The 19,020-nt window shown below is 70.5% G+C and carries 21 protein-coding genes; 14 read left to right on the top strand and 7 right to left on the bottom strand.

Annotated features, from left to right (window positions below; all coding sequences use genetic code 11):
- The first annotated feature begins 8 nt into the window (after nt 1-8).
- On the top strand, nt 9-941 hold the full coding sequence (locus NE236_RS16780; protein ID WP_252842920.1) for a carbohydrate ABC transporter permease: 933 nt from the start codon (nt 9-11) through the stop codon (nt 939-941).
- The gene (locus tag NE236_RS16775; protein ID WP_252842919.1) at nt 938-1,819 is read left to right on the top strand and encodes a carbohydrate ABC transporter permease; all 882 of its coding nucleotides are present in this window, start codon (nt 938-940) and stop codon (nt 1,817-1,819) included. Before NE236_RS16780 ends, NE236_RS16775 begins: the two co-directional genes overlap by 4 nt.
- A gap of 80 nt (nt 1,820-1,899) precedes the next feature.
- Here the strand turns inward: NE236_RS16775 and glpX are convergent, their stop codons facing one another.
- Entirely contained in the window at nt 1,900-2,934 is a 1,035-nt protein-coding gene (gene glpX, locus NE236_RS16770) for a class II fructose-bisphosphatase (RefSeq protein WP_252842918.1), read from the bottom strand.
- A gap of 100 nt (nt 2,935-3,034) precedes the next feature.
- On the opposite strand from glpX, the gene NE236_RS16765 reads away from it, so the two are divergent.
- From NE236_RS16765 to NE236_RS16740, 6 genes are all read left to right on the top strand, one after another.
- Nucleotides 3,035-3,172, top strand: coding sequence for a hypothetical protein (locus NE236_RS16765; protein WP_252842917.1), 138 nt, complete (start codon nt 3,035-3,037; stop codon nt 3,170-3,172).
- Between the two features lie 20 nt (nt 3,173-3,192).
- Nucleotides 3,193-3,780, top strand: coding sequence for a TetR/AcrR family transcriptional regulator (locus NE236_RS16760; RefSeq protein WP_252843121.1), 588 nt, complete (start codon nt 3,193-3,195; stop codon nt 3,778-3,780).
- Nucleotides 3,764-4,405, top strand: a complete 642-nt coding sequence (locus NE236_RS16755; RefSeq protein ID WP_252842916.1) for a DUF4245 domain-containing protein — start codon at nt 3,764-3,766, stop codon at nt 4,403-4,405. Before NE236_RS16760 ends, NE236_RS16755 begins: the two co-directional genes overlap by 17 nt.
- Nucleotides 4,406-4,615: 210 nt before the next feature.
- The gene (locus NE236_RS16750; protein WP_252842915.1) at nt 4,616-6,190 is read left to right on the top strand and encodes a substrate-binding and VWA domain-containing protein; all 1,575 of its coding nucleotides are present in this window, start codon (nt 4,616-4,618) and stop codon (nt 6,188-6,190) included.
- A gap of 3 nt (nt 6,191-6,193) precedes the next feature.
- Entirely contained in the window at nt 6,194-7,375 is a 1,182-nt protein-coding gene (locus NE236_RS16745) for a sensor histidine kinase (protein WP_252842914.1), read from the top strand.
- On the top strand, nt 7,372-8,010 hold the full coding sequence (locus NE236_RS16740; RefSeq protein ID WP_252842913.1) for a response regulator: 639 nt from the start codon (nt 7,372-7,374) through the stop codon (nt 8,008-8,010). The genes NE236_RS16745 and NE236_RS16740 overlap by 4 nt, the downstream gene beginning before the upstream one ends.
- A 150-nt stretch (nt 8,011-8,160) precedes the next feature.
- Here the strand turns inward: NE236_RS16740 and NE236_RS16735 are convergent, their stop codons facing one another.
- The 3 genes from NE236_RS16735 to xseA all read right to left on the bottom strand — a co-directional run bounded on the left by NE236_RS16735 (nt 8,161) and on the right by xseA (nt 10,612).
- Nucleotides 8,161-8,397 carry an exodeoxyribonuclease VII small subunit gene (locus NE236_RS16735; RefSeq protein ID WP_252842912.1) on the bottom strand — a complete coding sequence of 79 codons (237 nt, stop codon included), beginning with the start codon at nt 8,395-8,397 and terminating at the stop codon, nt 8,161-8,163.
- A gap of 89 nt (nt 8,398-8,486) precedes the next feature.
- A complete protein-coding gene (locus NE236_RS16730) occupies nt 8,487-9,272 on the bottom strand; it encodes a hypothetical protein (RefSeq protein WP_252842911.1) in 786 nt (261 codons plus the stop codon).
- A gap of 134 nt (nt 9,273-9,406) precedes the next feature.
- Nucleotides 9,407-10,612: an exodeoxyribonuclease VII large subunit gene (xseA, locus tag NE236_RS16725; RefSeq protein ID WP_252842910.1), complete on the bottom strand. Its 1,206-nt coding sequence runs from the start codon at nt 10,610-10,612 to the stop codon at nt 9,407-9,409.
- A 57-nt stretch (nt 10,613-10,669) separates the two neighbouring features.
- Here xseA and NE236_RS16720 point away from each other — a divergent pair, with 57 nt between their 5' ends.
- Together NE236_RS16720 and NE236_RS16715 are read left to right on the top strand one after the other, a co-directional pair.
- Complete coding sequence (locus NE236_RS16720) at nt 10,670-10,981, top strand: PadR family transcriptional regulator (RefSeq protein ID WP_252842909.1); 312 nt, start codon at nt 10,670-10,672, stop codon at nt 10,979-10,981.
- On the top strand, nt 10,978-11,976 hold the full coding sequence (locus tag NE236_RS16715; RefSeq protein WP_252842908.1) for a hypothetical protein: 999 nt from the start codon (nt 10,978-10,980) through the stop codon (nt 11,974-11,976). The genes NE236_RS16720 and NE236_RS16715 overlap by 4 nt, the downstream gene beginning before the upstream one ends.
- A 161-nt stretch (nt 11,977-12,137) precedes the next feature.
- On the opposite strand, the gene NE236_RS16710 is transcribed toward NE236_RS16715, so the two are convergent.
- Complete coding sequence (locus NE236_RS16710) at nt 12,138-13,115, bottom strand: DUF8129 domain-containing protein (RefSeq protein ID WP_252842907.1); 978 nt, start codon at nt 13,113-13,115, stop codon at nt 12,138-12,140.
- Between the two features lie 182 nt (nt 13,116-13,297).
- On the opposite strand from NE236_RS16710, the gene NE236_RS16705 reads away from it, so the two are divergent.
- Nucleotides 13,298-14,245 carry a 4-hydroxy-3-methylbut-2-enyl diphosphate reductase gene (locus NE236_RS16705; RefSeq protein WP_252842906.1) on the top strand — a complete coding sequence of 316 codons (948 nt, stop codon included), beginning with the start codon at nt 13,298-13,300 and terminating at the stop codon, nt 14,243-14,245.
- A gap of 7 nt (nt 14,246-14,252) precedes the next feature.
- Here the strand turns inward: NE236_RS16705 and NE236_RS16700 are convergent, their stop codons facing one another.
- Both NE236_RS16700 and NE236_RS16695 read right to left on the bottom strand, forming a co-directional pair.
- Nucleotides 14,253-14,816, bottom strand: a complete 564-nt coding sequence (locus NE236_RS16700; protein ID WP_252842905.1) for a DUF6542 domain-containing protein — start codon at nt 14,814-14,816, stop codon at nt 14,253-14,255.
- 154 nt (nt 14,817-14,970) lie between these two features.
- Nucleotides 14,971-16,185, bottom strand: a complete 1,215-nt coding sequence (locus NE236_RS16695; protein WP_252842904.1) for a DNA recombination protein RmuC — start codon at nt 16,183-16,185, stop codon at nt 14,971-14,973.
- Nucleotides 16,186-16,381: 196 nt separating this feature from the next.
- On the opposite strand from NE236_RS16695, the gene ychF reads away from it, so the two are divergent.
- The 3 genes from ychF to NE236_RS16680 all read left to right on the top strand — a co-directional run bounded on the left by ychF (nt 16,382) and on the right by NE236_RS16680 (nt 19,008).
- Nucleotides 16,382-17,461, top strand: a complete 1,080-nt coding sequence (gene ychF, locus NE236_RS16690) for a redox-regulated ATPase YchF (RefSeq protein ID WP_252842903.1) — start codon at nt 16,382-16,384, stop codon at nt 17,459-17,461.
- A 190-nt stretch (nt 17,462-17,651) separates the two neighbouring features.
- Entirely contained in the window at nt 17,652-18,662 is a 1,011-nt protein-coding gene (locus NE236_RS16685) for a conjugal transfer protein (RefSeq protein WP_252842902.1), read from the top strand.
- A 61-nt stretch (nt 18,663-18,723) separates the two neighbouring features.
- Nucleotides 18,724-19,008, top strand: coding sequence for a hypothetical protein (locus NE236_RS16680; RefSeq protein ID WP_252842901.1), 285 nt, complete (start codon nt 18,724-18,726; stop codon nt 19,006-19,008).
- Nucleotides 19,009-19,020: the final 12 nt, after the last annotated feature.

Here is a 19,020-nt window from a genome sequence, read left to right as displayed (position 1 = left end):
ACGTCAAGATGAGGTCGCGTGGCACCGGGGTCGCCACCCCGGTGCCGCGCGCCGGCGCCGCCCGGCGGATCAGGTCGGCACTCGCGCCGCTCCTGTGGATCGGCCCGGCGATCGTGCTCATCGCCGTGGTCGTGCTGTGGCCGGTCGTCGAGATGGTCCGCACATCACTGCTGAAGATCAGCTCCTCGGGCCTGACCCTCGGTTCACGGGGCGCGCAGAACTACACCGACCTGTTCAGCGAGGGCGACCTCGTCGACGTCATGCTGCGCACGCTGGTGTGGGTCGTCGGCGTCGTGGTCGCCACGATGGTGCTCTCCCTGGGGCTGGCGCAGCTGCTCAACGCCCGGTTCCCCGGGCGGCGCGTCGTGCGCTGGGCGGTCATCGTGCCCTGGGCCGCGTCCGTGCTGATGACCTCGCTGATCTGGAAGTGGATGCTCGACAACTACTTCGGCGTGGTCAACGAGGTCCTCGTGGACCTCGGGGTCATCGACAAGCCGGTGAACTGGCTGGCCCACCCGACCCAGGCGATGCTGTGGATGATGTGGGTGGCGGTCTTCGTGTCGCTGCCGTTCGCCTCGTTCGTGATCCTGGCCGGCCTGCAGACGGTCCCGGGTGAGGTGTACGAGGCGGCGCGCGTCGACGGCGCGGGCACCTTCCGCACGTACTTCCAGATCACCCTGCCGCTGCTGCGGCCGGCCCTGCTGATCGCCTCGATCATCAACGTGATCAACGTGTTCAACTCCTTCCCGATCATCTGGGCGATGACCCAGGGCGGGCCCGGACACGCGACCGACACGACGACGACGTTCATGTACAAGATCGCCTTCTTCGATCAGAACGTCGGCGAGTCCGCGGCCATGGCGGTGGTCAACTTCGCGTTGATCCTCGTGCTGGTGCTGCTGTACCTGCGCGCCTCGCGCTGGCGGGAGGAAGTCTCATGACGCAGCAGTCCGCGACGGTCGCTCGGCCGGTCGCGAACCGGCCCGCCGGCGCACGGCGCGGGCCCGTATCGGTCCGCAAGGTGATCCTCACCGGGGTCGGCTGGCTCGTCGGGCTGTTCTTCGTCGCGCCGTACCTCGAGATGCTCGTGACGGCGCTGAAGCCCGAGCACGAGCTGATGCGGTCCTCCTACCTGCCGTCGAAGTGGAACTGGTCCAACTTCGTCGACGTGTGGAAGGCCGCGCCGATCTGGCAGAACATGAAGGTGTCGCTGATCGTGGCCGGGGCCGCGACGCTGGTGACGCTGCTGGTCGCCCTGCCGGCGGCGTACTACACCGCGCGCAACCGCTTCCGCGGCCGCAACGCCTTCCTGCTGCTCATCCTGGTCACGCAGATGTTCGCGCCGACCGCGCTGGTGATCGGCATCTACCGGGAGATGGTGTCGCTCAACCTGACCGACACCCTCCTGTCGCTGATCCTGGTGAACGCCGCGTTCAACCTGCCGTTCTGCGTCTGGATCCTGCACGGCTACTTCTCCAGCATCCCCAAGGAGCTGGAGGAGGCGGCGTTCCTCGACGGGGCGGGCCGGGTCAAGGCGCTGACGCGGGTGACGCTGCCGATCTCCCTGCCCGGCGTCGTCACGGCGATCGTCTACACCTTCATCGGGGCGTGGAACGAGTACATCGTGGCCCTGACGGTGACGTCGTCGCCGAACCGCCAGCCGCTGACGGTGGCGATCCCGTCCTTCGTCACGCAGTACCAGGAGCACTGGCAGTACCTGTTCGCGACGTCACTGATCGCGATCGTGCCGGTGGTCATCCTGTTCATCTTCATCGAGCGCTACCTCATCGGCGGGCTCACGGCCGGCTCGGTGAAGTAAGCGCCGCGAGCAGAGCGGGGCCGGCGCGCGAGCCGGGGAGCAGAGCGGGGGTCGGCGCGTCCGGCCCCCGCTCCTCACCGTCAGGTCGCCGCGTCGAAGTCGATGGCCGAGTAGGCGCGGAGCTTCGACAGCCGGTGCTCGCTGTGGATCCGGCGGATCGTCCCGCTGCGCGAACGCATGACCAGCGAGTGCGTGGACGTGATCCCCTTGCCGTAACGGACCCCTCCGACCAACTCCCCGTCGGTGATGCCGGTCGCGGCGAAGAAGACGTCGTCGGAGGTCACCAGGTCGTCCGTCGTGAGAACGCGCGACAGGTCGTGCCCGGCGTCGATCGCCTTCTGCCGCTCCGCGTCGTCCTTCGGCCACAGCCTGCCCTGGAGGACGCCGCCGAGGGCCTTGATCGCGCAGGCCGCGATGATGCCCTCCGGCGTGCCGCCGATGCCGAGCAGCAGATCGATGCCCGTCCCCTCACGGGCGGCCATGATCGCACCGGCCACGTCGCCGTCGGTGATGAACTTGATGCGCGCGCCCGCCTCGCGGATCTCCTTCACGATCCCCTCGTGCCGCGGCCGGTCGAGGATGACGACCGTCACGTCACCCGCCGAGCATCCCTTGGCCCGGGCGACGGCGCGGATGTTGTCGGCCACGGGCGCGTCGATGTTCACCATGTCGGCCGCCTCCGGCCCGGTCGCCAGCTTCTCCATGTAGAACACCGCGGACGGGTCGTACATCGTGCCCCGGGGGCTCACCGCGATCACGGCGATCGCGTTGCTCTGCCCCAGCGCCGTCAACCGCGTCCCGTCGATCGGATCGACGGCCACGTCACAGTCGGCACCGCTGCCGTCCCCGACCTGCTCGCCGTTGTACAGCATCGGCGCATGATCCTTCTCACCCTCGCCGATGACCACCACGCCGTTCATCGACACGGTGTTGATGAGCTGGCGCATGGCGTTCACGGCGGCTCCGTCGGCGCCGTTCTTGTCGCCCCGGCCCACCCACCGGGCCGCGGCCATCGCCGCCGCCTCCGTCACGCGCACGAGTTCCAGTGCGAGGTTGCGGTCGGGGGCGTCGGCCTCGGTGGTCAGCGGGGACGATACGGTCGTTTCTTCAGTCATGGCGATGCTGGCCTTTCCTGGCGGGCTTTACCTGACGGGTTACCTGGCAGGTCTCCTTCGATCGTATTTCCGAGCAGACAGGGCGTAATCTAGGGCCGTCATGAGCAGCGACATCGAGTGGCAGGCCGACGAGCGGCCGACGTCGGCCGGCGGGCCGGCCGCGGGGGACGCCCGCGGCGTGCCGGCCGCGCGGCGCGTGTTCGGCGTGCCTCCCACCCCACGAGGAGCGCGTCAGTGAGCGTCGAACCGGTTTCGCGCATGTCGGATCGAGGCGCCGCCACGCGGAGCGCGCTGCTGACGGCCGCGCGCCAGGTGTTCTCCGAGGCAGGGTTCGCCCAGGCGGCGGTCACCGACATCGTCGCCAAGGCGGGCGCCAGCGTCGGCAGCCTCTACCACCACTTCAGCGGCAAGGCCGATCTCTACCTCACGCTCTTCGGCGAGTTCCAGGCCCGCCAGCAGGAGCGCACGCGCGAGGCCGTCCACCGGGCCCGCGACCTGGGGGAGACCGACCCCATGCGCGTGTTCATCGCGGGGGCGCGCGCCTACCTCGACGGCTGCCTCGCCGAGCCGGACCTGTCCCGGTTGTTCGTGTCCGGCGACGGCCCGCCCGGCTTCGACCGGGTGCTGCGCGAGCGGCTGCGCACCTGGGCGCGGCGCAACGCCGCGCTGTTCGACTCCGGTGACGGCGACGTCGACGAGGCGCTCGTGGTCGTGCTGACCGGCGCGGTGTCCGGCGCAGTCTCCGAGGTGTCCCTGTCGGAGGACGAAGAGGCCTCCCGGCGGCTGGCCGACGACGTGCTGGCGATCATCTCGAGTCTGGAGAGCCGGCGTGAGCGAAAGCCGTGAGACGGCCGGGTCGCCGGTGAGCACCCAGGCCCCGCCGGAGACGTCGGCCGGCGAGGGTCCGATCACCGTGTCACCATCGGTGTACCGGCGCCTCATGTCCGGGTTCTCGGGGTTCGCGGCCGCGATGCTCGCCTGCCTGGTGGTCGTCGGGTTCGTCCTGCTGGTCACTCCCCGGCGCAATCCGAACGCCATCCCGCAGGTGGACTACCGCGCGAACCTGAACGGCCTGGTGGCGATCGCGCCGTTCACCGTGCAGGCGCCCCAGGGGCTGGACCCGAAGTGGTATCCCACCAGTTCGCGGCTGACCGGCCGGGCGAACGGCCCGGTCGGCTGGCATCTCGGCTTCTACACGCCCGGCAAGCAGTACGCCGCGCTGGAGGAGAGCGGCGAACGGGCCGACGGCAGCGACGGCTTCGTCGCCCGCATGACGAGCCAGGGAAGGCCGGACGGCTCCCTTCAGGTGTCCGGTGCCGCGTGGGACAAGACCTTCCGTAAGGACAAGAACCAGCGGTCGCTGGTGCGTCGGCTGCCGGGCGTCACGCTGGTCGTCACGGGTACGGCCTCGTACGAGGAACTGGCCACGCTGGCGGGCTCGCTCCGGCCGCAGCCGAAGCAGCACTCCTAGGATGTCCGTAATCCCCCGATAGCAGAGAAATTGATGTAGCTTGTGGGGCCATGGGGACCCTACTGATCGTCGCGCTTGCGCAATGCAATGCAGGCACACATCTCCCCATGGAGACTCACCACGGTGGACTCCTCATTCGCAGAACATGAAGTACTTTCGGATTCCACGGGCGCGGCCCTCTCCTCCCTGAGGGGGCGCGAACGCACGAGCATGGCGGCGGCCGTCGCCCTCGTCGTCGGTCTGGCACTCGGCGGTGGAGGTTGGCTCGTCTATCGGAACCACACCGGCTGTCAGGACCGGTCCCTGACCGTGACGGCCGATCCGGCGATCGCCGCGGCGGTCACCGAAGTGGCGGCCCGCTACAACGCGGCCCACTGCGCCGACGTCAACGTGGTGACCGGCGACTCGGCGCAGACGGCACGACTGTTGTCCTCCGGCGACATGACGGCCGACGCCCGCCCGGACGTCTGGATCGCCGACTCGTCCCTGTGGTTCGACGGCATCAAGGACGGGGTGGTCCGGTCCGCGCCCTCGGTGGCCTCGTCTCCGGTGGTGTTCGCCATGACGCCGGAGGGCGCCCAGCGCCACGTGGCCAAGCTGGCGAAACAGGGGTGGGGAGGCTTCCGCGGTGACACCTACAGCCTGCGCCTGCTCGACCCGGAGGCGTCCGCGACGGGGATGGCGTCGCTGCTCGCCCTCTCATCCGCCGCTGGCAGCGGAGCCGACGGACTCCAGACGTTCAGCGGCATGCTGCAGGGCGTCCAGCCGTCGTCCGACGCCACGGACGCCATCACCGCCCTCGCCGACCAGGGCACCCCGCCCGTGCTGCCCGTCTCCGAGCAGACGATCTGGCGGCAGCAACAGGAGGGGCGCCAGGTCACCGCGGTCTACCCGCCGACGGCACCGATCCTCGACTTCCCGTACGCCGTCCTCACCGCCGACCGGGACCGCGGACGTGTCGCGGCCGGCCTCCTCGCCGCGCTGCGCTCCTCCGACGGAGTGGCCCGGCTGCACGACGCCTGGCTCCGTACGCCCGGCGGCGACGCGGGCAGGCTCATCTCCGCCGGGCTGCCGGCCGCCGCACCGCGCGTGCTCCCCGTGATCCGCCCGGGAGCGGCGCGCGGGATGCGCGACACCTGGACGAAGATGCGGCAGGGCCTGCGGGCCCTCGCGCTGATCGACGTGTCGGACGCCACGCTCGCCCGCATGGGAACCGCCACGCGCACGCAGGCGATGGCGGGGGCGCTGAGCAGCGGGTTCTCAATGATGGAGGATGACACCGAGTTCGGGCTGTGGTCCTTCCCCGGCCGTGACGCCCGCCCGTACCGGCCACTGGTCAGTGTCGGCCCACTGCGGGAGATCAGTCCCCCCTACGGCACCCGCAGGGCCCGGCTGCTCCAGCAGATCGGCGGGTTGCGGCCGAAGAAGGGGAGGAACGGCGGCCTGTACGACGCCATCCTCGACGCCTACCGCGAGCTGTCGAAGGGCTACCGGCCCGGGATGCTCAACGAGGTGCTCGTCCTCACCGGCGGCGCCTCCGGCGCCAACGATCGGATCACGCTCGACCGGCTGGTGACCGAGCTGCAGAAGGACTTCGACCCGGAACACCAGGTCAACATCACCCTGATGGCGTTCGGGGAGGGCGTCGACATGACACCGCTGAAGAGGATCGCCGCGGCCACGGAAGGCGCCGCCTATCCCATCCGGAACAACCAGCAGATCATGACCCTGTTCCGATGCGCCCTCGCCCTGCGCGTCAAAGACGACCTGCACTGTTCGCGTTGACCGATGAACGGCACCCTGTCCTCGCGGCTGAACGTCACCGTCCGGCTGTTGATGTACGCACGTCTGCTGTTGCTCGCGATGGCCGTGGTCCTCGTGCCGAGCGCGAAGTTCACCTCCGCGGAGCTCGTCCCGATGGGCGTCGTGGCCGTCATCTCGATCGCGGTGGCGCAGGCGCCGAGTCGGCTGCTGCCGCTGCTCGCCCGCAGTCCGCTCACACTGGTGGTGGACGCCGCCGCGGCCTACCTCGTGCTGGAGCCCGCCGGCGCCTTCGGTCCGTTCTTCCTGTTCAGCGTGGTCACCTCGGCGCTCGCCGGAGTGCTGTACGAGTGGCGGGGACTGCTGTTCGTCTGCGCACTGCAGATCGCGCTGTACGACCTCGCCGCACGGGCGATCCAGAACGTCAACCTCCAGGCGGTGATCGCGCTGCCGGTCTTCTACCCGGTGGCCGGATGCACCGGCATCGCCGTGCACCGGCTGCTCGAACAGTTCGCGGAGGCGGAAGAGGCCCGGCGGCGGGCTGAGGTGATCGCGGCGTCGGCGGAGGAGCGCTTGCGGCTCGCCCGCGACATGCACGACTCCCTGGCCAAGACGCTGCACGGCGTCGCGCTGTCGGCGGCCGCGCTGCCGGCGTGGGTGCGCAAGTCGCCGCCCCGCGCCGAGCAGGAGGCGGAGAACATCGCGGCCGGTGTGAAGATCGCGGTGGCCGAGGCCAGGGAGCTCATCGCCGGCCTGCGGGATGAAGGGCAGGGCCGGTCGCTCGCCGACGCGGTCCGGCAGATGACCGCGGACTGGGAGGCGACCACCGCGATCACGGTGGAGATCGAGGTGGACGACGACGTGCGGCTCCCGCCCGTCCGGCGAGCGGAGACACTGGCGATCCTGAAGGAGGCGCTGACCAACGTGGAACGCCACGCCGCCGCCGCGAGGGTGAAGGTCACCTTGACGGCGACAGGCCGTGGCGTGGAGTTGTCGGTACGCGACGACGGCAAGGGCTTCGAGTGCCCGCCCGACATGGCCGACCTGACGGGCGCCCTGGCACGGGACGGTCACTACGGCGTCCTCGGAATGGGAGAACGGGCCAGACGGGCCGGCGGCGTGCTGACCCTGACGTCCTCACCCGGCAACGGCAGCACCCTCACGGTGAGCCTGCCGGAGATTCACGGAGCACGGGAGGCGGTTCGATGATCAGCGTCATGGTGGTGGATGACAACCCGGTGGTGCTCATGGGGCTCGTCGCCCTGCTGGAGACCGCCGACGACGTCAAGGTGCTCGCGACGGCCGGTGACGGCCGCCAGGCCATCGAACTGGCCCGGCAACTGCGGCCCGACCTCGTCCTTCTCGACGTGCGCATGCCCGAGGTCGACGGCGTGCGGGCGGCCCGTACGCTCGCCACGATCACCCGGGTCCTCATGCTGTCCTACAACGAGGACTCCGAGTCGATCCGGGGCTCCATCCAGGCCGGGGCGTGCGGCTACCTCGTCCACGGGTCCTTCTCCCCGGACGACCTCGTCGTGGCGATCCGCGACGTCGTGGCGGGCCGGGCCAACCCGCTGTCCGCGGTGGCCGCCCGGGTGGTGGTGCAGTCCCTGCAATGCGCCTCCGGGGCCTCTCCGGCCGGAGACGGGGGGCTGGGCCTGTCCACGCGCGAGGTCGAGGTGATGCGGCTCATCACGCAGGGACGCTCGAACCTCGAGATCGCCGACGAACTGGTCCTGTCCGAGAAGACCGTCAAGAACCACGTCAGCCGTATCTACGCCAAACTCGGCGTGCGTACGCGTGCCGCGGCGATCGCCCGCTGGCTCGGCACGTCGAACTCCTGATCACCCGGCCCGCGACCGTCGCGGTCGTGCGCCCGGCGCGCCGGGCCGCCCGTGCGGTTCGGCCGTCGGCCTCGCGTCCCGGTGCGGCCACCGGCCCCGGCGTCCGGGTACGGACCCGTGGTCCGGCCGGTGGTCCGGCGTCGGACCGGCTCAGAAGGGCGCACCCTCCTGGCGGTCGGCGGGCTCGGCGCGCTCCGCCATGGCCGCGGCGAGCCTGGCCCGGGCGCCCTCGAGCCACTCCTCACAGATCGCGGCCAGCCGTTCGCCGCGCTCCCAGAGCGCCAGGGACTCCTCGAGCGTGAGCCCGCCCGCCTCGAGGCGCCGTACGACGTCCGTCAACTCGTCGCGCGCCTGTTCGTAGGACAGCTCCGGTTTCTCCTCCGCCACACTCCAACCCTAAGGGCAGCGTGCGATCGCCTCACCCATCACGGTTCGACGCGCACGTGTCCGCCCCGGCGAGCCGGGGAGATCCGGGGTCAGCGGGCCAGGATGCCGATGAGCAGGAGCATGCAGAACAGGAAGAAGATCACCGGATAGACGTAGGCGGTCGGCCGCTGGAACACCGGCTTGCCGGGCTCCAGGGGCGCCGGGCCGCCGGCGGCGCGCTGCGGCGCGGGCAGGTTCACGACCTTGCCGCGGGCGATGACGTTGAACAGCAGGAAGAACGGGGCCAGCACCAGCGCGCCGATGCTGCACCAGCCGCCGGCGAGCGTCCTCGCGGTCTGCTTGCGGAACGTCGCCTGACCGCAGTCGCGGCAGAACGGTCCGGTGGCCGTCCAGATGGTGTGCATGACGATCGCGCCTACGACCCCGCGGAACGTGGCCTTCACCGCGGGCGTGGCGGCGCAGACCCGGCAGGCCAGACCATCACCGGCGTACGGGCCCCCCATCGGTGCCGGGTGGCCGGCCGGAGCCTGCTGGTACCCGGCATGCTGCCCCTGGTAGGCCTGCGGCTGCCCCTGATATGCCTGCGGCTGAGCCTGGTAGGCGTTCGGCTGGCCCGGGTACGCGGCGGCCTGGCCCTGATAGGCCTGCTGGTAGCCCTGGCCCGCCGGGTACGGCCCCTGGTGCCCCTGCCCGGCGGGGTACGCCTGCTGGTAGCCCCCCTGCGCGGGGGGTTGTCCCTGCTGCCCCTGATACGGCTGCTGGGGGTACTGCGGGCCGGGGTAGGGCTGAGGGTGGTCCTGGGGGCCGCCTTGGTAGGGCTGCCCGCCGTAGGGGCCGGGGGAGGGCTGCTGCGGGTACGGCGGAGGCTGGGTCAACGGAGGTCCTTCACGAGATCTCGGGCTCCTGCAGCTGTCCGCGATCGGCCCGAAGTGGGAAATACTGTGACAAGACCATATCTTTGCGACCGATGTGACGGATGCGCATTCCGATTCGGAAGCGCCCCGGGGCCTCAGGCCGAGTCGACGCGCACGGTGATCCGGCCGTCCTTGAACCGGACGAGCAGTTCGTCGTCCTTCCGCACGTCCGCCGCCGCCCGTACGACGGACTCGTCCGGGCGCTGCGCGATCGCGTAGCCGCGTTCGAGCGTGGCCGCCGGGGAGAGGGCGACGAGCCGCGCCCGCGTGTGGGAGAGGCCGTCACCCGCCCGGTCGAGCGCCGCGGCCAGGCAGCGCCGGGACCGGTCGCGCAGGGTCGCGACGCCCTCCGTCTGCCGCTCGATCTCCCGGGCCGGATCGGCGAGCGCGGGCCGGGAACGCATCCCCGTCAGCCACTGGACCTCGCGTTCCACCCGCCCGGACAGGCAGCGACGCCCCCGGTCGCGCAGCTGCCCGATCAGCGTGAGCTGCTCGCGGACGTCCGGCACGGTCTTCTTGGCCGCGTCGGTCGGGGTGGAGGCGCGCACGTCGGCGACGTAGTCGAGCAGCGGAGTGTCCTGCTCGTGGCCGATCGCGGAGACGACCGGCGTACGGGCGGCGGCCACGGCCCGGACGAGTGCCTCGTCGCTGAACGGCAGCAGGTCCTCCAGGGACCCGCCCCCACGCGCGATGATGATCACGTCCACGTCGGGGGCGGCGTCCAGCCGGTGGAGCGCGTCGATGATCTCGCTCACCGCGTACGACCCCTGGACGGGGGTGTTCTCCACGGTGAACCGGACGGCGGGCCAGCGGCGCCGGGAGTTGTCCAGCACGTCGCGTTCGGCGGCGGAGTCACGGCCGCAGATCAGCCCGATCGTGCCGGGCAGGAAGGGCAGCGGCCGCTTGCGCTCGGCGTTGAACACCCCTTCGGCGGTGAGGAGTTGCTTGAGGCGCTCGAGCCGGGCCAGTAGTTCGCCCACGCCCACCGGCCGGATCTCGAACGCCGACAGCGCGAACGAACCGCGGTTGATATAGAAGTCCGGTTTGGCGTGGATGACGACCCGCGCGCCGTCCACCACGGCCGGACCGGCGTTGTCGCACACCGCGCGCGGGCAGACGACCCGCACCGAGACGTTGGCCACCGGATCGCGCAGTGTGAAGTACACGGTGCCGGCCCGGCGGTTCAGCTCGGTGATCTGTCCTTCGACCCAGATCCTGCCGAGCTTGGCGATCCAGCCGCCGACGAGCTGCAGGACGGTGCGGACCGGGGTGGGTGACTCCGGTGAGGTTTCCAACGCCATGGCGGAAGCCTAGCCAATACTTCGTGAGCCGATGTATTGTTCGGCGTCATGCGGTCGATGAGCGAACCCACCTACTTCATTCTGGCGGCGCTCCTCGACGGTCCCCTGCACGGTTACGCGATCATCAAGCGCACCGAGGAGCAGTCCGGCGGCCGGGTACGGCTCGCCGTCGGCACCCTCTACGGCGCGCTCGACCGGCTGGCCGGCGCCGGCCTGATCGCCGTGGACCGTGAGGAGACCGTCGGCGGGCGGCCCCGCCGCTACTTCCGGATCACCGAGGACGGCGCCGAGGCCGTCACCGAGGAGGCGAAGCGCATGGCGCGAGCGGTCAGGATCGTGTTCGGACGGCCTGGGACGGCGCTCTCATGAGGGGGCCGGAAGCGCGCGACGACTCGGGAGCCGAGGACCCGGGTGGAGAAAGAGCGGGTCGGGGTCCGGAGTCCTGGTACCGCCGGCTGCTGCGGGCGTACCCGCCCGCCTATCGCGCCGCGCACGGAGAGGAGATCGTCGGAACGCTGCTGGAGATCTCCGCGGGGCGCCGCCGGCCGCCCGTCCGCGAGGCCGTCGGCCTGATCGGCGGCGGCCTGGCGACACGCCTCCGCGAGCGCACCGCGCATCCTGCGCCGTGGTGGGCCGACGGCTTGGCCCTGGGCGCATTCCTCATCGCCCTGGCCAATCTCTTCTCGGATCTCAGGTTCCTCGACATGGGACTCTGGAATCCGTCCACGGGATGGGTGGTCGGCCCCCTCGTCATCTTCCTGGCCCTGCTGCGCAACCGACTTTGGATGGCTCTGCCCCTCGCGCTGATCGAGGCGTCTCAGGTGAACCGTGCGTCGATCGGATCGGAGCCGATCCTTAACGTGGTGCCGGGCTTCGGTCCGATGTACGGCGATGTGACGGCCGTCACCGGGTGCGTCGTCATGGCGGCCGCCTTGCTCATCCTTGCCGTAGGCCGCCCGGCCAGGCCGCGGAGTCGTTCGTGGTGGTGGCTCGCCGCACTGATCATCGCCTGGGCGGCCTGGCATCTGCATATCCCGGTGGGTTCCCGTCCCGAGACGTTCTGCGACCCTGCCGCCGGGTGTCACTCGATCACCGACTACCTCCCGCTACTCGGTGTGGTCCGTAACGCGCTGACGATGCTCCTGCTGGCCTGCGGGGTCTGGGCGACCGCGGTGACCCGGGATCTGCGCTGGTCGCTGGCTGCGGCGCTGTTCCTCCTGGCGAACGTCGGCCCCGAGGCCTACCGCGCGATGGCCGACGGTATCGGCCCGCCGATGCTCTCGGCAGCGATCTGGGGGGTCCAGGCCCTGTTGGTAGGGGTGATGGTCGTCATGGGCCGCCGGGGCGTCCGGGCACGGGCCTGAGCCCTCCCCTCCTGATCCCGCGTTCAGCGGGTGCGGAGGGAGTGGCGCGCGCCCTGCCGGAGCGGGACGGCCGTGACCGGGTGCACCCGGTCACGGCCGTCGTTATCGCCGCCCCGTTCGCTTCCCCGGCGGCACCGGGGAAGCGAACGGGGCAGGCCCGCTCAGTCCCCGCTGCGGAGCTTGGCGATGCGGTTCTCGTACATGCGCAGGAACTCGGCGCGTGCCGAGTGCGCCCGTTCGTAGTCCCGCAACTCGTTGACCTGGCGCACGTTCAGGTTGCGCAGCCGGGCCCGTACGGAGGCGATCGACGCGTGGTCGTAGTCAGGGATCGGCAGCTCATCGCCGGACGCCGGCGCGGTGCTCGGCGCGGTCGTGCCCGCGTTCCGGGCGGCCTCCGCCTTCGGCGCCGGAGCGCTTGCCGCAGTCCCCTCGGCCGGGGCGGGCTTCTCCTCCTTGGCCGGAGCGGCGGCCGCAGCCGTGGTCCCGGCGGGGCGCGTGCCCGTGGCGGGAGAGGTCTTCTCCTCGGCCGGAGCCGAGGGCGGCGGCGTCTCCTTCGCGGGGGCGGCCGTGGCGGGTTTCTCGGCGGTCGGCGTCGTGGTCTTCTCGGGCCGCGCCGGGGCGGGCTTGGGAGCGGGCGCGGGCTTGGCCGGCTTCGCCTCCGTCGTCTTCGTCCCGGTCGGTTTCGCCTCTGTGATCTTGGCCTGGCGCTCGGCGGTGCCCGGACGCGAGGCCGGCGCGGCGGCACCCTTCGCCCGGGACGAGGGCTTGCCCGTGGCCGGGGCCGGCTTGGCCTGTGCCGCTGTGGACGGCTTCGTGCGGCTCGCCGCCGGGCGCGTACGGCCGGCACCACCCGGCTTGCCCACGGCGATCTCGGAGCTCGCCGGGGTCGGCGCGCCGCCTTCACCCGCCCCTCCGTCGGGAGCGGACCGCCCGGTCACCTTGCCCACGAGCCGGCCGGTCAGGTCCTCGGCGTCGTCGCGCAGCCGGCCCAGCACCGGCCCGAGACCCGACTCACGAGCCTCCTTGTAATCCTTGCGGACACGGTCGGTGAGCAGCAGCGCCTGGCCGACGCCCATCACGGCCAGCCGGGCGGCGTGGATGGGGAGCTCACTGACGGTCTCCTGGACTTGCTCCTTCATGCGGCGCGGCGATCGTGTCATCGTTGTTTCAGCTCCCCCTCCAGCCCCGCGGACGCGGACTGGTCGGTATGACGGCTCTGTTATCCACCACTCTGCCCTACGGCGCAGCGCCGTCACGCGCAGTGGCCGCGTTTTTCTGCGCCCGAAACCGGGGCACTCCGATCACACCTACCATGGAACACATGACTCGTCGGGTTCTTCTGGCCAAGCCGCGCGGCTACTGCGCGGGCGTGGATCGTGCGGTGCAGGCGGTGGAGCGGGCGCTCGAGCGATACGGCGCGCCCATCTACGTCCGCAAGCAGATCGTGCACAACGTCCACGTCGTGAAGACCCTGGAAGAACGCGGAGCCGTCTTCGTCGAGGAGACCGACGAGGTCCCCGAGGGCGCCATCGTCGTCTTCTCCGCGCACGGGGTCGCCCCGGTCGTCCACGAGGAGGCGGCCGGACTCGCGCTCCGTACGATCGACGCCACCTGTCCGCTGGTCACGAAGGTCCACAAGGAGGCCCGGCGGTTCGCCGCCGACGACTACGACATCCTCCTGATCGGGCACGAGGGCCACGAGGAGGTCATCGGCACGAGCGGCGAGGCCCCGGAGCACATCAAGCTCGTCGACGGACCCGACGACGTCGCGAACGTCCGGGTGCGCGATCCGGAGAAGGTCGTGTGGCTCTCCCAGACCACGCTGTCGGTCGACGAGACGAAGGCCACGGTCGAGGCCCTCCGCGCGCGGTTCCCCAAGCTCATCGACCCGCCGTCGGACGACATCTGCTACGCCACCCAGAACCGCCAGGTCGCGGTGAAGGAGATCGCCGCCGAGTCCCAGCTGGTCATCGTGGTCGGCTCGGAGAACTCCTCCAACTCCAAGCGTCTCGTCGAGGTGGCCAAGGACCACGGTGCCGACGCCGCGTACCTCGTCGACTACGCCGAGCAGATCGATCCCGCATGGCTCGACGGGGTCGGCACGGTGGGCCTGACGAGCGGCGCGTCGGTGCCGGAAGAACTGATCGAGGGCGTGCTGGCCCGCCTCGGCGAGTTCGGCTTCGACACCGTGGAGGAGGTCGAGTCGGTGCGCGAGCGGATGATCTTCGCTCTCCCGCACGAGCTCCGCCGCGACCTGCGGTCGGCGTAGCCGGGAGTCACTCGCCCGCGGTGTCCTCTGGGTCCTCTGCGGGCGAGGCCTTCGCGGCGGGGAGCCTTCCTCCGGGGCTCTCGTCCCACCGGACCGGGTCGTCGTCCTCGTTGCTCTTCCGGCCGCGCAGGGAGGTGCGGCCGCGGAACGGATTGTCGGCCGCGACCCTGGCACGCAGCTCGCGCAGGTTGGCGGGCAGCCCCCGGGGAACCGCGATCAGCACGACGAGCACCGCGCCGAGGAACAGCCACGGCACGCTCGAGGTGAGCTTCGCCGCCACGGTCACCACGGTGCTCAGCAGGAAGGACTTCTCACCGATCGATCCGGTGACCGCCGACAGCAGGCTCACCAGGAAGAACAACAGCGGCGGAGTCACCACCAGCGTGAGCAGGTCCGTGCGGCGGGTCGCCAGCGCCGCCAGCAGGCACCCGACGACGAACAGGAGGCCCTGCGCCTCCCGCAGCCCGAACAGCCCGCCGATCACCGCGCCGAGCAGCGTGCACACGAACACCACGACGGCGCCGCCCCGGCCGGTCAGTGCGACGGCCGAACGGGTCCGTGAAGGCTCCACCGGGGTCGCGGTCGGACGCCGCCTCACCCGACGCTCCGGAGCGGAGACCGTATCCGGATCTCCGCGCGTGTCCGTTGCCACCAGCCCGCCCCAGGGTCGACAGTGCCTTCGTCCACGGTAACCCGTTCAGTACGCCGCGTCTCGCGACACGACGTCAGGGCAGCAGGCGGATTTGGCGGTTCTGCTCGGCGTCGTCGGCCAGTTCCGCCGCGGACGGCGAACGGGCCGGTTCCTCGACCGGCGTGGGGGGGTCGAGCTCGGCGTCGGTGACACCCAGCTCGTTGAGCTTGCGCGCGGTCACCAGCACCCGGCTCTCCAGCGACCCGATCGTCCGGTTGTAGGCGACGACGGCGTTCGTCAGGGACTTGCCGAGCTGATCGACGTGGCGGCCGAGCGTCCCGAGCCGGTCGTACAGGTCCCGGCCCAGTTCGAACACCGCGCGCGCGTTCTCCGACAACGCCTGCTGCTGCCAGGCGTAGTGCGCCGTGCGCAGCATGCTGACGAGGGTCGTGGGCGTCGCGATGTGCACCCGGCGGCGCATCGCGTACTCCAGCAGGCCGGGGTCCCGGTCCAGCGCGGGCGCCAGGAACGCCTCGCCCGGCACGAACAGCACCACGAACTCCGGGGCCGGGCTGAAGGACTGCCAGTACGACTTCGCGGCCAGCCGGTCGACGTGCTCGCGCAGGTGCCGGGCGTGCGCGTCCAGCCGCGCCTCCCACGCCCCGGGCTCGTCCGCGCCCGCGGCGTCCAGATACGCGGACAGGGAGACCTTCGAGTCGACGACGATGTTCTTGCCGCCCGCCAGCCGCACGACCATGTCGGGACGAAGCCCGTTCTCCGCGACGGCCTGCTCGTCGAAGTCGCAGTGCCGGGTCATGCCGGAGATCTCCACCACCCTGCGCAGCTGAAGCTCTCCCCACCGCCCGCGCGCCTCCGGCCGCTGCAGCGCCCGTACGAGCGTCTGGGTCTCCTTGCGGAGCTGGTCGGAGCTCTGCCGCACGAACTCCACCTGCTTGGCCAGCATGGCGTGCGACTCGCGCCGACCGGTCTCGACCTCGCGTAGCTGCTCCTCGACCTTGCCGAGCGTGTCCCGGAGCGGGGCGATGCGCTTGTCCAGCTCGCCGGCGGCCTCGGCGTTGGCGGTGGCCAGCCGGGTGCCGGCCAGTTCGAGGAAGCGCTGGTTGCTCGCGTCGAGCGCCTGGGCCGACAGCGCCTGGAACCGCTCGGCCAGCCCTTCCTCGACGTAGGCGAGCTTCTCCTCCGCGGCCTTCGCCCGCGCGGTGATCACGGCGGTCCGGCTCCGGGTCCAGGCGATGCCGAGCACCGTGCCCACGACCAGCCCGATCACGAGTCCGAGGAGAACGTCCATGTCCGCATCGTGACAAAGCAGCACGAGAATGTCGGCCCGACGCGCGGACGAGCCCGCAGCCGTCCCCGGCGACGCCTCGTGAGCCCGTGACCGTACGGGCGGCCCTCAGCCGCCTCCGGCGTGTTCCCCGCGCCTACGTTCACCGTCGCGTCCAGGCCGTACGGCCGGTCCGCAGGGGCCCGTAGACTCTGCGTCCGTGAGCCTGTCCATCGGAATCGTCGGACTGCCCAACGTGGGCAAGTCGACCCTGTTCAACGCCCTGACCAAGAACACCGCTCTCGCGGCGAACTACCCGTTCGCGACGATCGAGCCGAACGTCGGTGTCGTGGCAGTGCCCGACGCCCGTCTCGACGAGCTGGCCAAGCTGTACGACTCGGCCAAGATCGTGCACGCGACCATGCAGTTCGTCGACATCGCGGGCATCGTGAAGGGCGCGTCCGAGGGGCAGGGACTCGGCAACCAGTTCCTCGCCAACATCCGGGAGACCGACGCGATCTGCCAGGTCATCCGGGTGTTCGACGATCCGGATGTCACCCATGTCGACGGCGACGTCGCCCCGCTGCGCGACATCGAGACGATCAATACCGAGCTGATCCTGGCGGACCTGCAGACGCTGGAGAAGGCCCTGCCGCGCCTCGAGAAGGAGGCGCGGACGACGAAGGACCGCGACAAGCTCGCGGTCGTCGAGGCGGCCCAGGTGGCGCAGAAGACGCTCAACGACGGCACCACGGTCTACGCCTCCGGCATCGACCCGGTGCCGCTGCGTGAGCTGCACCTGCTGACCGCCAAGCCGTTCCTGTACGCCTTCAACGTCGACGAGGACGAGCTCGGCGACGAGGCGCTGCGCGCCCGCCTGCAGGAGCTGGTCGCCCCGGCCGAGGCCATCTTCCTCGACGCCAAGATCGAGTCGGAGCTCATCGAGCTGCCCGACGAGGAGGCGCTGGAGCTCCTGCGGTCCACCGGGCAGGAGGAGCCCGGCCTGCTGCAGCTGGTCCGCGTCGGTTTCGACACGCTGGGGCTGCAGACGTTCCTCACCGCCGGCCCCAAGGAGGCCCGCGCCTGGACCATCCGCAAGGGCGCCACCGCCCCGGAGGCCGCCGGCGTGATCCACACCGACTTCCAGAAGGGCTTCATCAAGGCCGAGATCGTGTCCTACGAGGACCTGGTGGCCGAGGGCTCGGTCGCCGCCGCCCGTGCGGCCGGAAAGGCCCGGATGGAGGGCAAAGAGTACGTCATGCAGGACGGTGACGTGGTCGAGTTCCGCTTCAACGTGTAGCAGGGGAGACGAACCTCGCTGTCCGGTAATGCTCCACCGGCTACCGAGTTGTCCACAACCGCGCGGCGGGACTGTGCATCCTCGCTCGACACTGGAACAATTGACCGCCGTGGTTAAGGTGGTAAACCGAACTCGACCAGACGGATAAGACGGCGCGCCGATCCGGGGGGAAGGCGCGAGCGGAGGCAAGATGGCTCGCAGGTCGTCCGGCGTTGTAGACGCCGGTGCGTCCGGTTACCCGCCGGGCGGATTCTCGCCCGCGGACCCTTGGGACACTCCGGACGAGAAGGGGCGCCGCGGCAGGCGCCGTGGCGGCTCCGGCGATGGTGGTGGCGACCGTCGCGGCTGGGGCGGTTCCGGTGGCCGCTGGCTCATCTACGTCGGCCGGATCATCCTCTGGGCCTTCCTCATCGTCGTGCTGGTCAACGGCGTCCGGGCACCCTTCGAGCGGTTCACCGCGGGCCGGTCCAACACGCCGGCGGCCAGCGACTCGACCAAACCGCGGTTCCCTGAGGCGGCGGCCTCGGCGTACGCCCTGTCATTCGCCGAGGTCTATCTGAATTACGACCAGGCGACGGCGGTGGATCGGCAGAGGCAGCTCGCCCAGTTCATCGCCGGGGGCATCGACCCGCAGCTCGGATGGGGCGGCACCGGTAAATCGGTTTTGCAGTCCGCGCATGTCGCCTCCGTGCGTTCCGACGACGCCGTGCACGGCATCGTCACCCTTCTCGCGCGGGCCAACGGGCGGCTCTTCCAACTGGCCGTGCCCGTGTACGCCAAGGACGGGGCGATGGCGATAACCGGGCGTCCCGCGATGCTCCCGCCGCCGGCCACGGCGTCAGTTCCCCCGGTCGCCCAGGACCGCGATTCCGCGCTGGAGACCGAACTCCAGCAACCGCTGACCGACTTCTTCAAGGCCTATGCCGCCAGCGATGCCGGCTCGCTCCAGCGATACTCCGACCCGCCCGTCACCGGGCTGGGCAACAGCGTCACGTTGGGTCAGCTGAAAGAGATGATCGCCCCGCGGGGTGACGCCGCGTCCCGGACCGTCACCGCGACGGTCGTCTGGCAGATTCCCGCTGGTCAGTCCAAGACGTCGGGTGGCACACTCGAGCAGACCTATCAGCTCGCCATGGTCAAGAAAGGCGGATATTGGTTCGTCAGGGACATTCAAGGTTCCATGATTCCGGCCGGATCATGAGGTCACGGCCGGCCCGTCCCGAACGCTACGATTCACTCCCCGACCAAGGAAGGCCAGGCCGATGATCCAACACGTGTTGGCGATCCTGCCGCATCATGTGGACGCGGTGCCCAACAATGGCCTCGACACCGGCAATCTCGCTAAGTGGTTGCGCGACATATTCGGGCCGTTGTTCCTGGTCGTCGTCTCCATCGTCGCGATTTTCTTCCTCTTCACGAGGGAGATCACGCGATTCGTGCAATTCATTCTCCTCGCGATCGGGATCGGAGTCATATTTTACGTCCCCAACATCATCGAGACGACGGCCAAGGCGATTGCGACCGCTCTTGGAATCAAAACATCCTGAACAAAGCCGGTG

It is taken from the genome of Actinoallomurus purpureus, from assembly GCF_024055795.1.
Classification (GTDB): Bacteria; Actinomycetota; Actinomycetes; order Streptosporangiales; family Streptosporangiaceae; genus Actinoallomurus; species Actinoallomurus purpureus.
This window is presented reverse-complemented; position numbering and strand designations above follow the sequence as displayed.

Excerpts from the sequence above, each read along its gene's own strand:
- NE236_RS16780 (WP_252842920.1), top strand. The coding sequence starts at position 9 with ATGAGGTCGCGTGGCACCGGGGTCGCCACCCCGGTGCCGCGCGCCGGC.
- NE236_RS16775 (WP_252842919.1), top strand. The coding sequence starts at position 938 with ATGACGCAGCAGTCCGCGACGGTCGCTCGGCCGGTCGCGAACCGGCCC.
- glpX (WP_252842918.1), bottom strand. The coding sequence starts at position 2,934 with ATGACTGAAGAAACGACCGTATCGTCCCCGCTGACCACCGAGGCCGAC.
- NE236_RS16765 (WP_252842917.1), top strand. The coding sequence starts at position 3,035 with ATGAGCAGCGACATCGAGTGGCAGGCCGACGAGCGGCCGACGTCGGCC.
- NE236_RS16760 (WP_252843121.1), top strand. The coding sequence starts at position 3,193 with ATGTCGGATCGAGGCGCCGCCACGCGGAGCGCGCTGCTGACGGCCGCG.
- NE236_RS16750 (WP_252842915.1), top strand. The coding sequence starts at position 4,616 with ATGGCGGCGGCCGTCGCCCTCGTCGTCGGTCTGGCACTCGGCGGTGGA.
- NE236_RS16745 (WP_252842914.1), top strand. The coding sequence starts at position 6,194 with ATGAACGGCACCCTGTCCTCGCGGCTGAACGTCACCGTCCGGCTGTTG.
- NE236_RS16740 (WP_252842913.1), top strand. The coding sequence starts at position 7,372 with ATGATCAGCGTCATGGTGGTGGATGACAACCCGGTGGTGCTCATGGGG.
- xseA (WP_252842910.1), bottom strand. The coding sequence starts at position 10,612 with ATGGCGTTGGAAACCTCACCGGAGTCACCCACCCCGGTCCGCACCGTC.
- NE236_RS16720 (WP_252842909.1), top strand. The coding sequence starts at position 10,670 with ATGAGCGAACCCACCTACTTCATTCTGGCGGCGCTCCTCGACGGTCCC.
- NE236_RS16715 (WP_252842908.1), top strand. The coding sequence starts at position 10,978 with ATGAGGGGGCCGGAAGCGCGCGACGACTCGGGAGCCGAGGACCCGGGT.
- NE236_RS16710 (WP_252842907.1), bottom strand. The coding sequence starts at position 13,115 with ATGAAGGAGCAAGTCCAGGAGACCGTCAGTGAGCTCCCCATCCACGCC.
- NE236_RS16705 (WP_252842906.1), top strand. The coding sequence starts at position 13,298 with ATGACTCGTCGGGTTCTTCTGGCCAAGCCGCGCGGCTACTGCGCGGGC.
- NE236_RS16695 (WP_252842904.1), bottom strand. The coding sequence starts at position 16,185 with ATGGACGTTCTCCTCGGACTCGTGATCGGGCTGGTCGTGGGCACGGTG.
- NE236_RS16685 (WP_252842902.1), top strand. The coding sequence starts at position 17,652 with ATGGCTCGCAGGTCGTCCGGCGTTGTAGACGCCGGTGCGTCCGGTTAC.
- NE236_RS16680 (WP_252842901.1), top strand. The coding sequence starts at position 18,724 with ATGATCCAACACGTGTTGGCGATCCTGCCGCATCATGTGGACGCGGTG.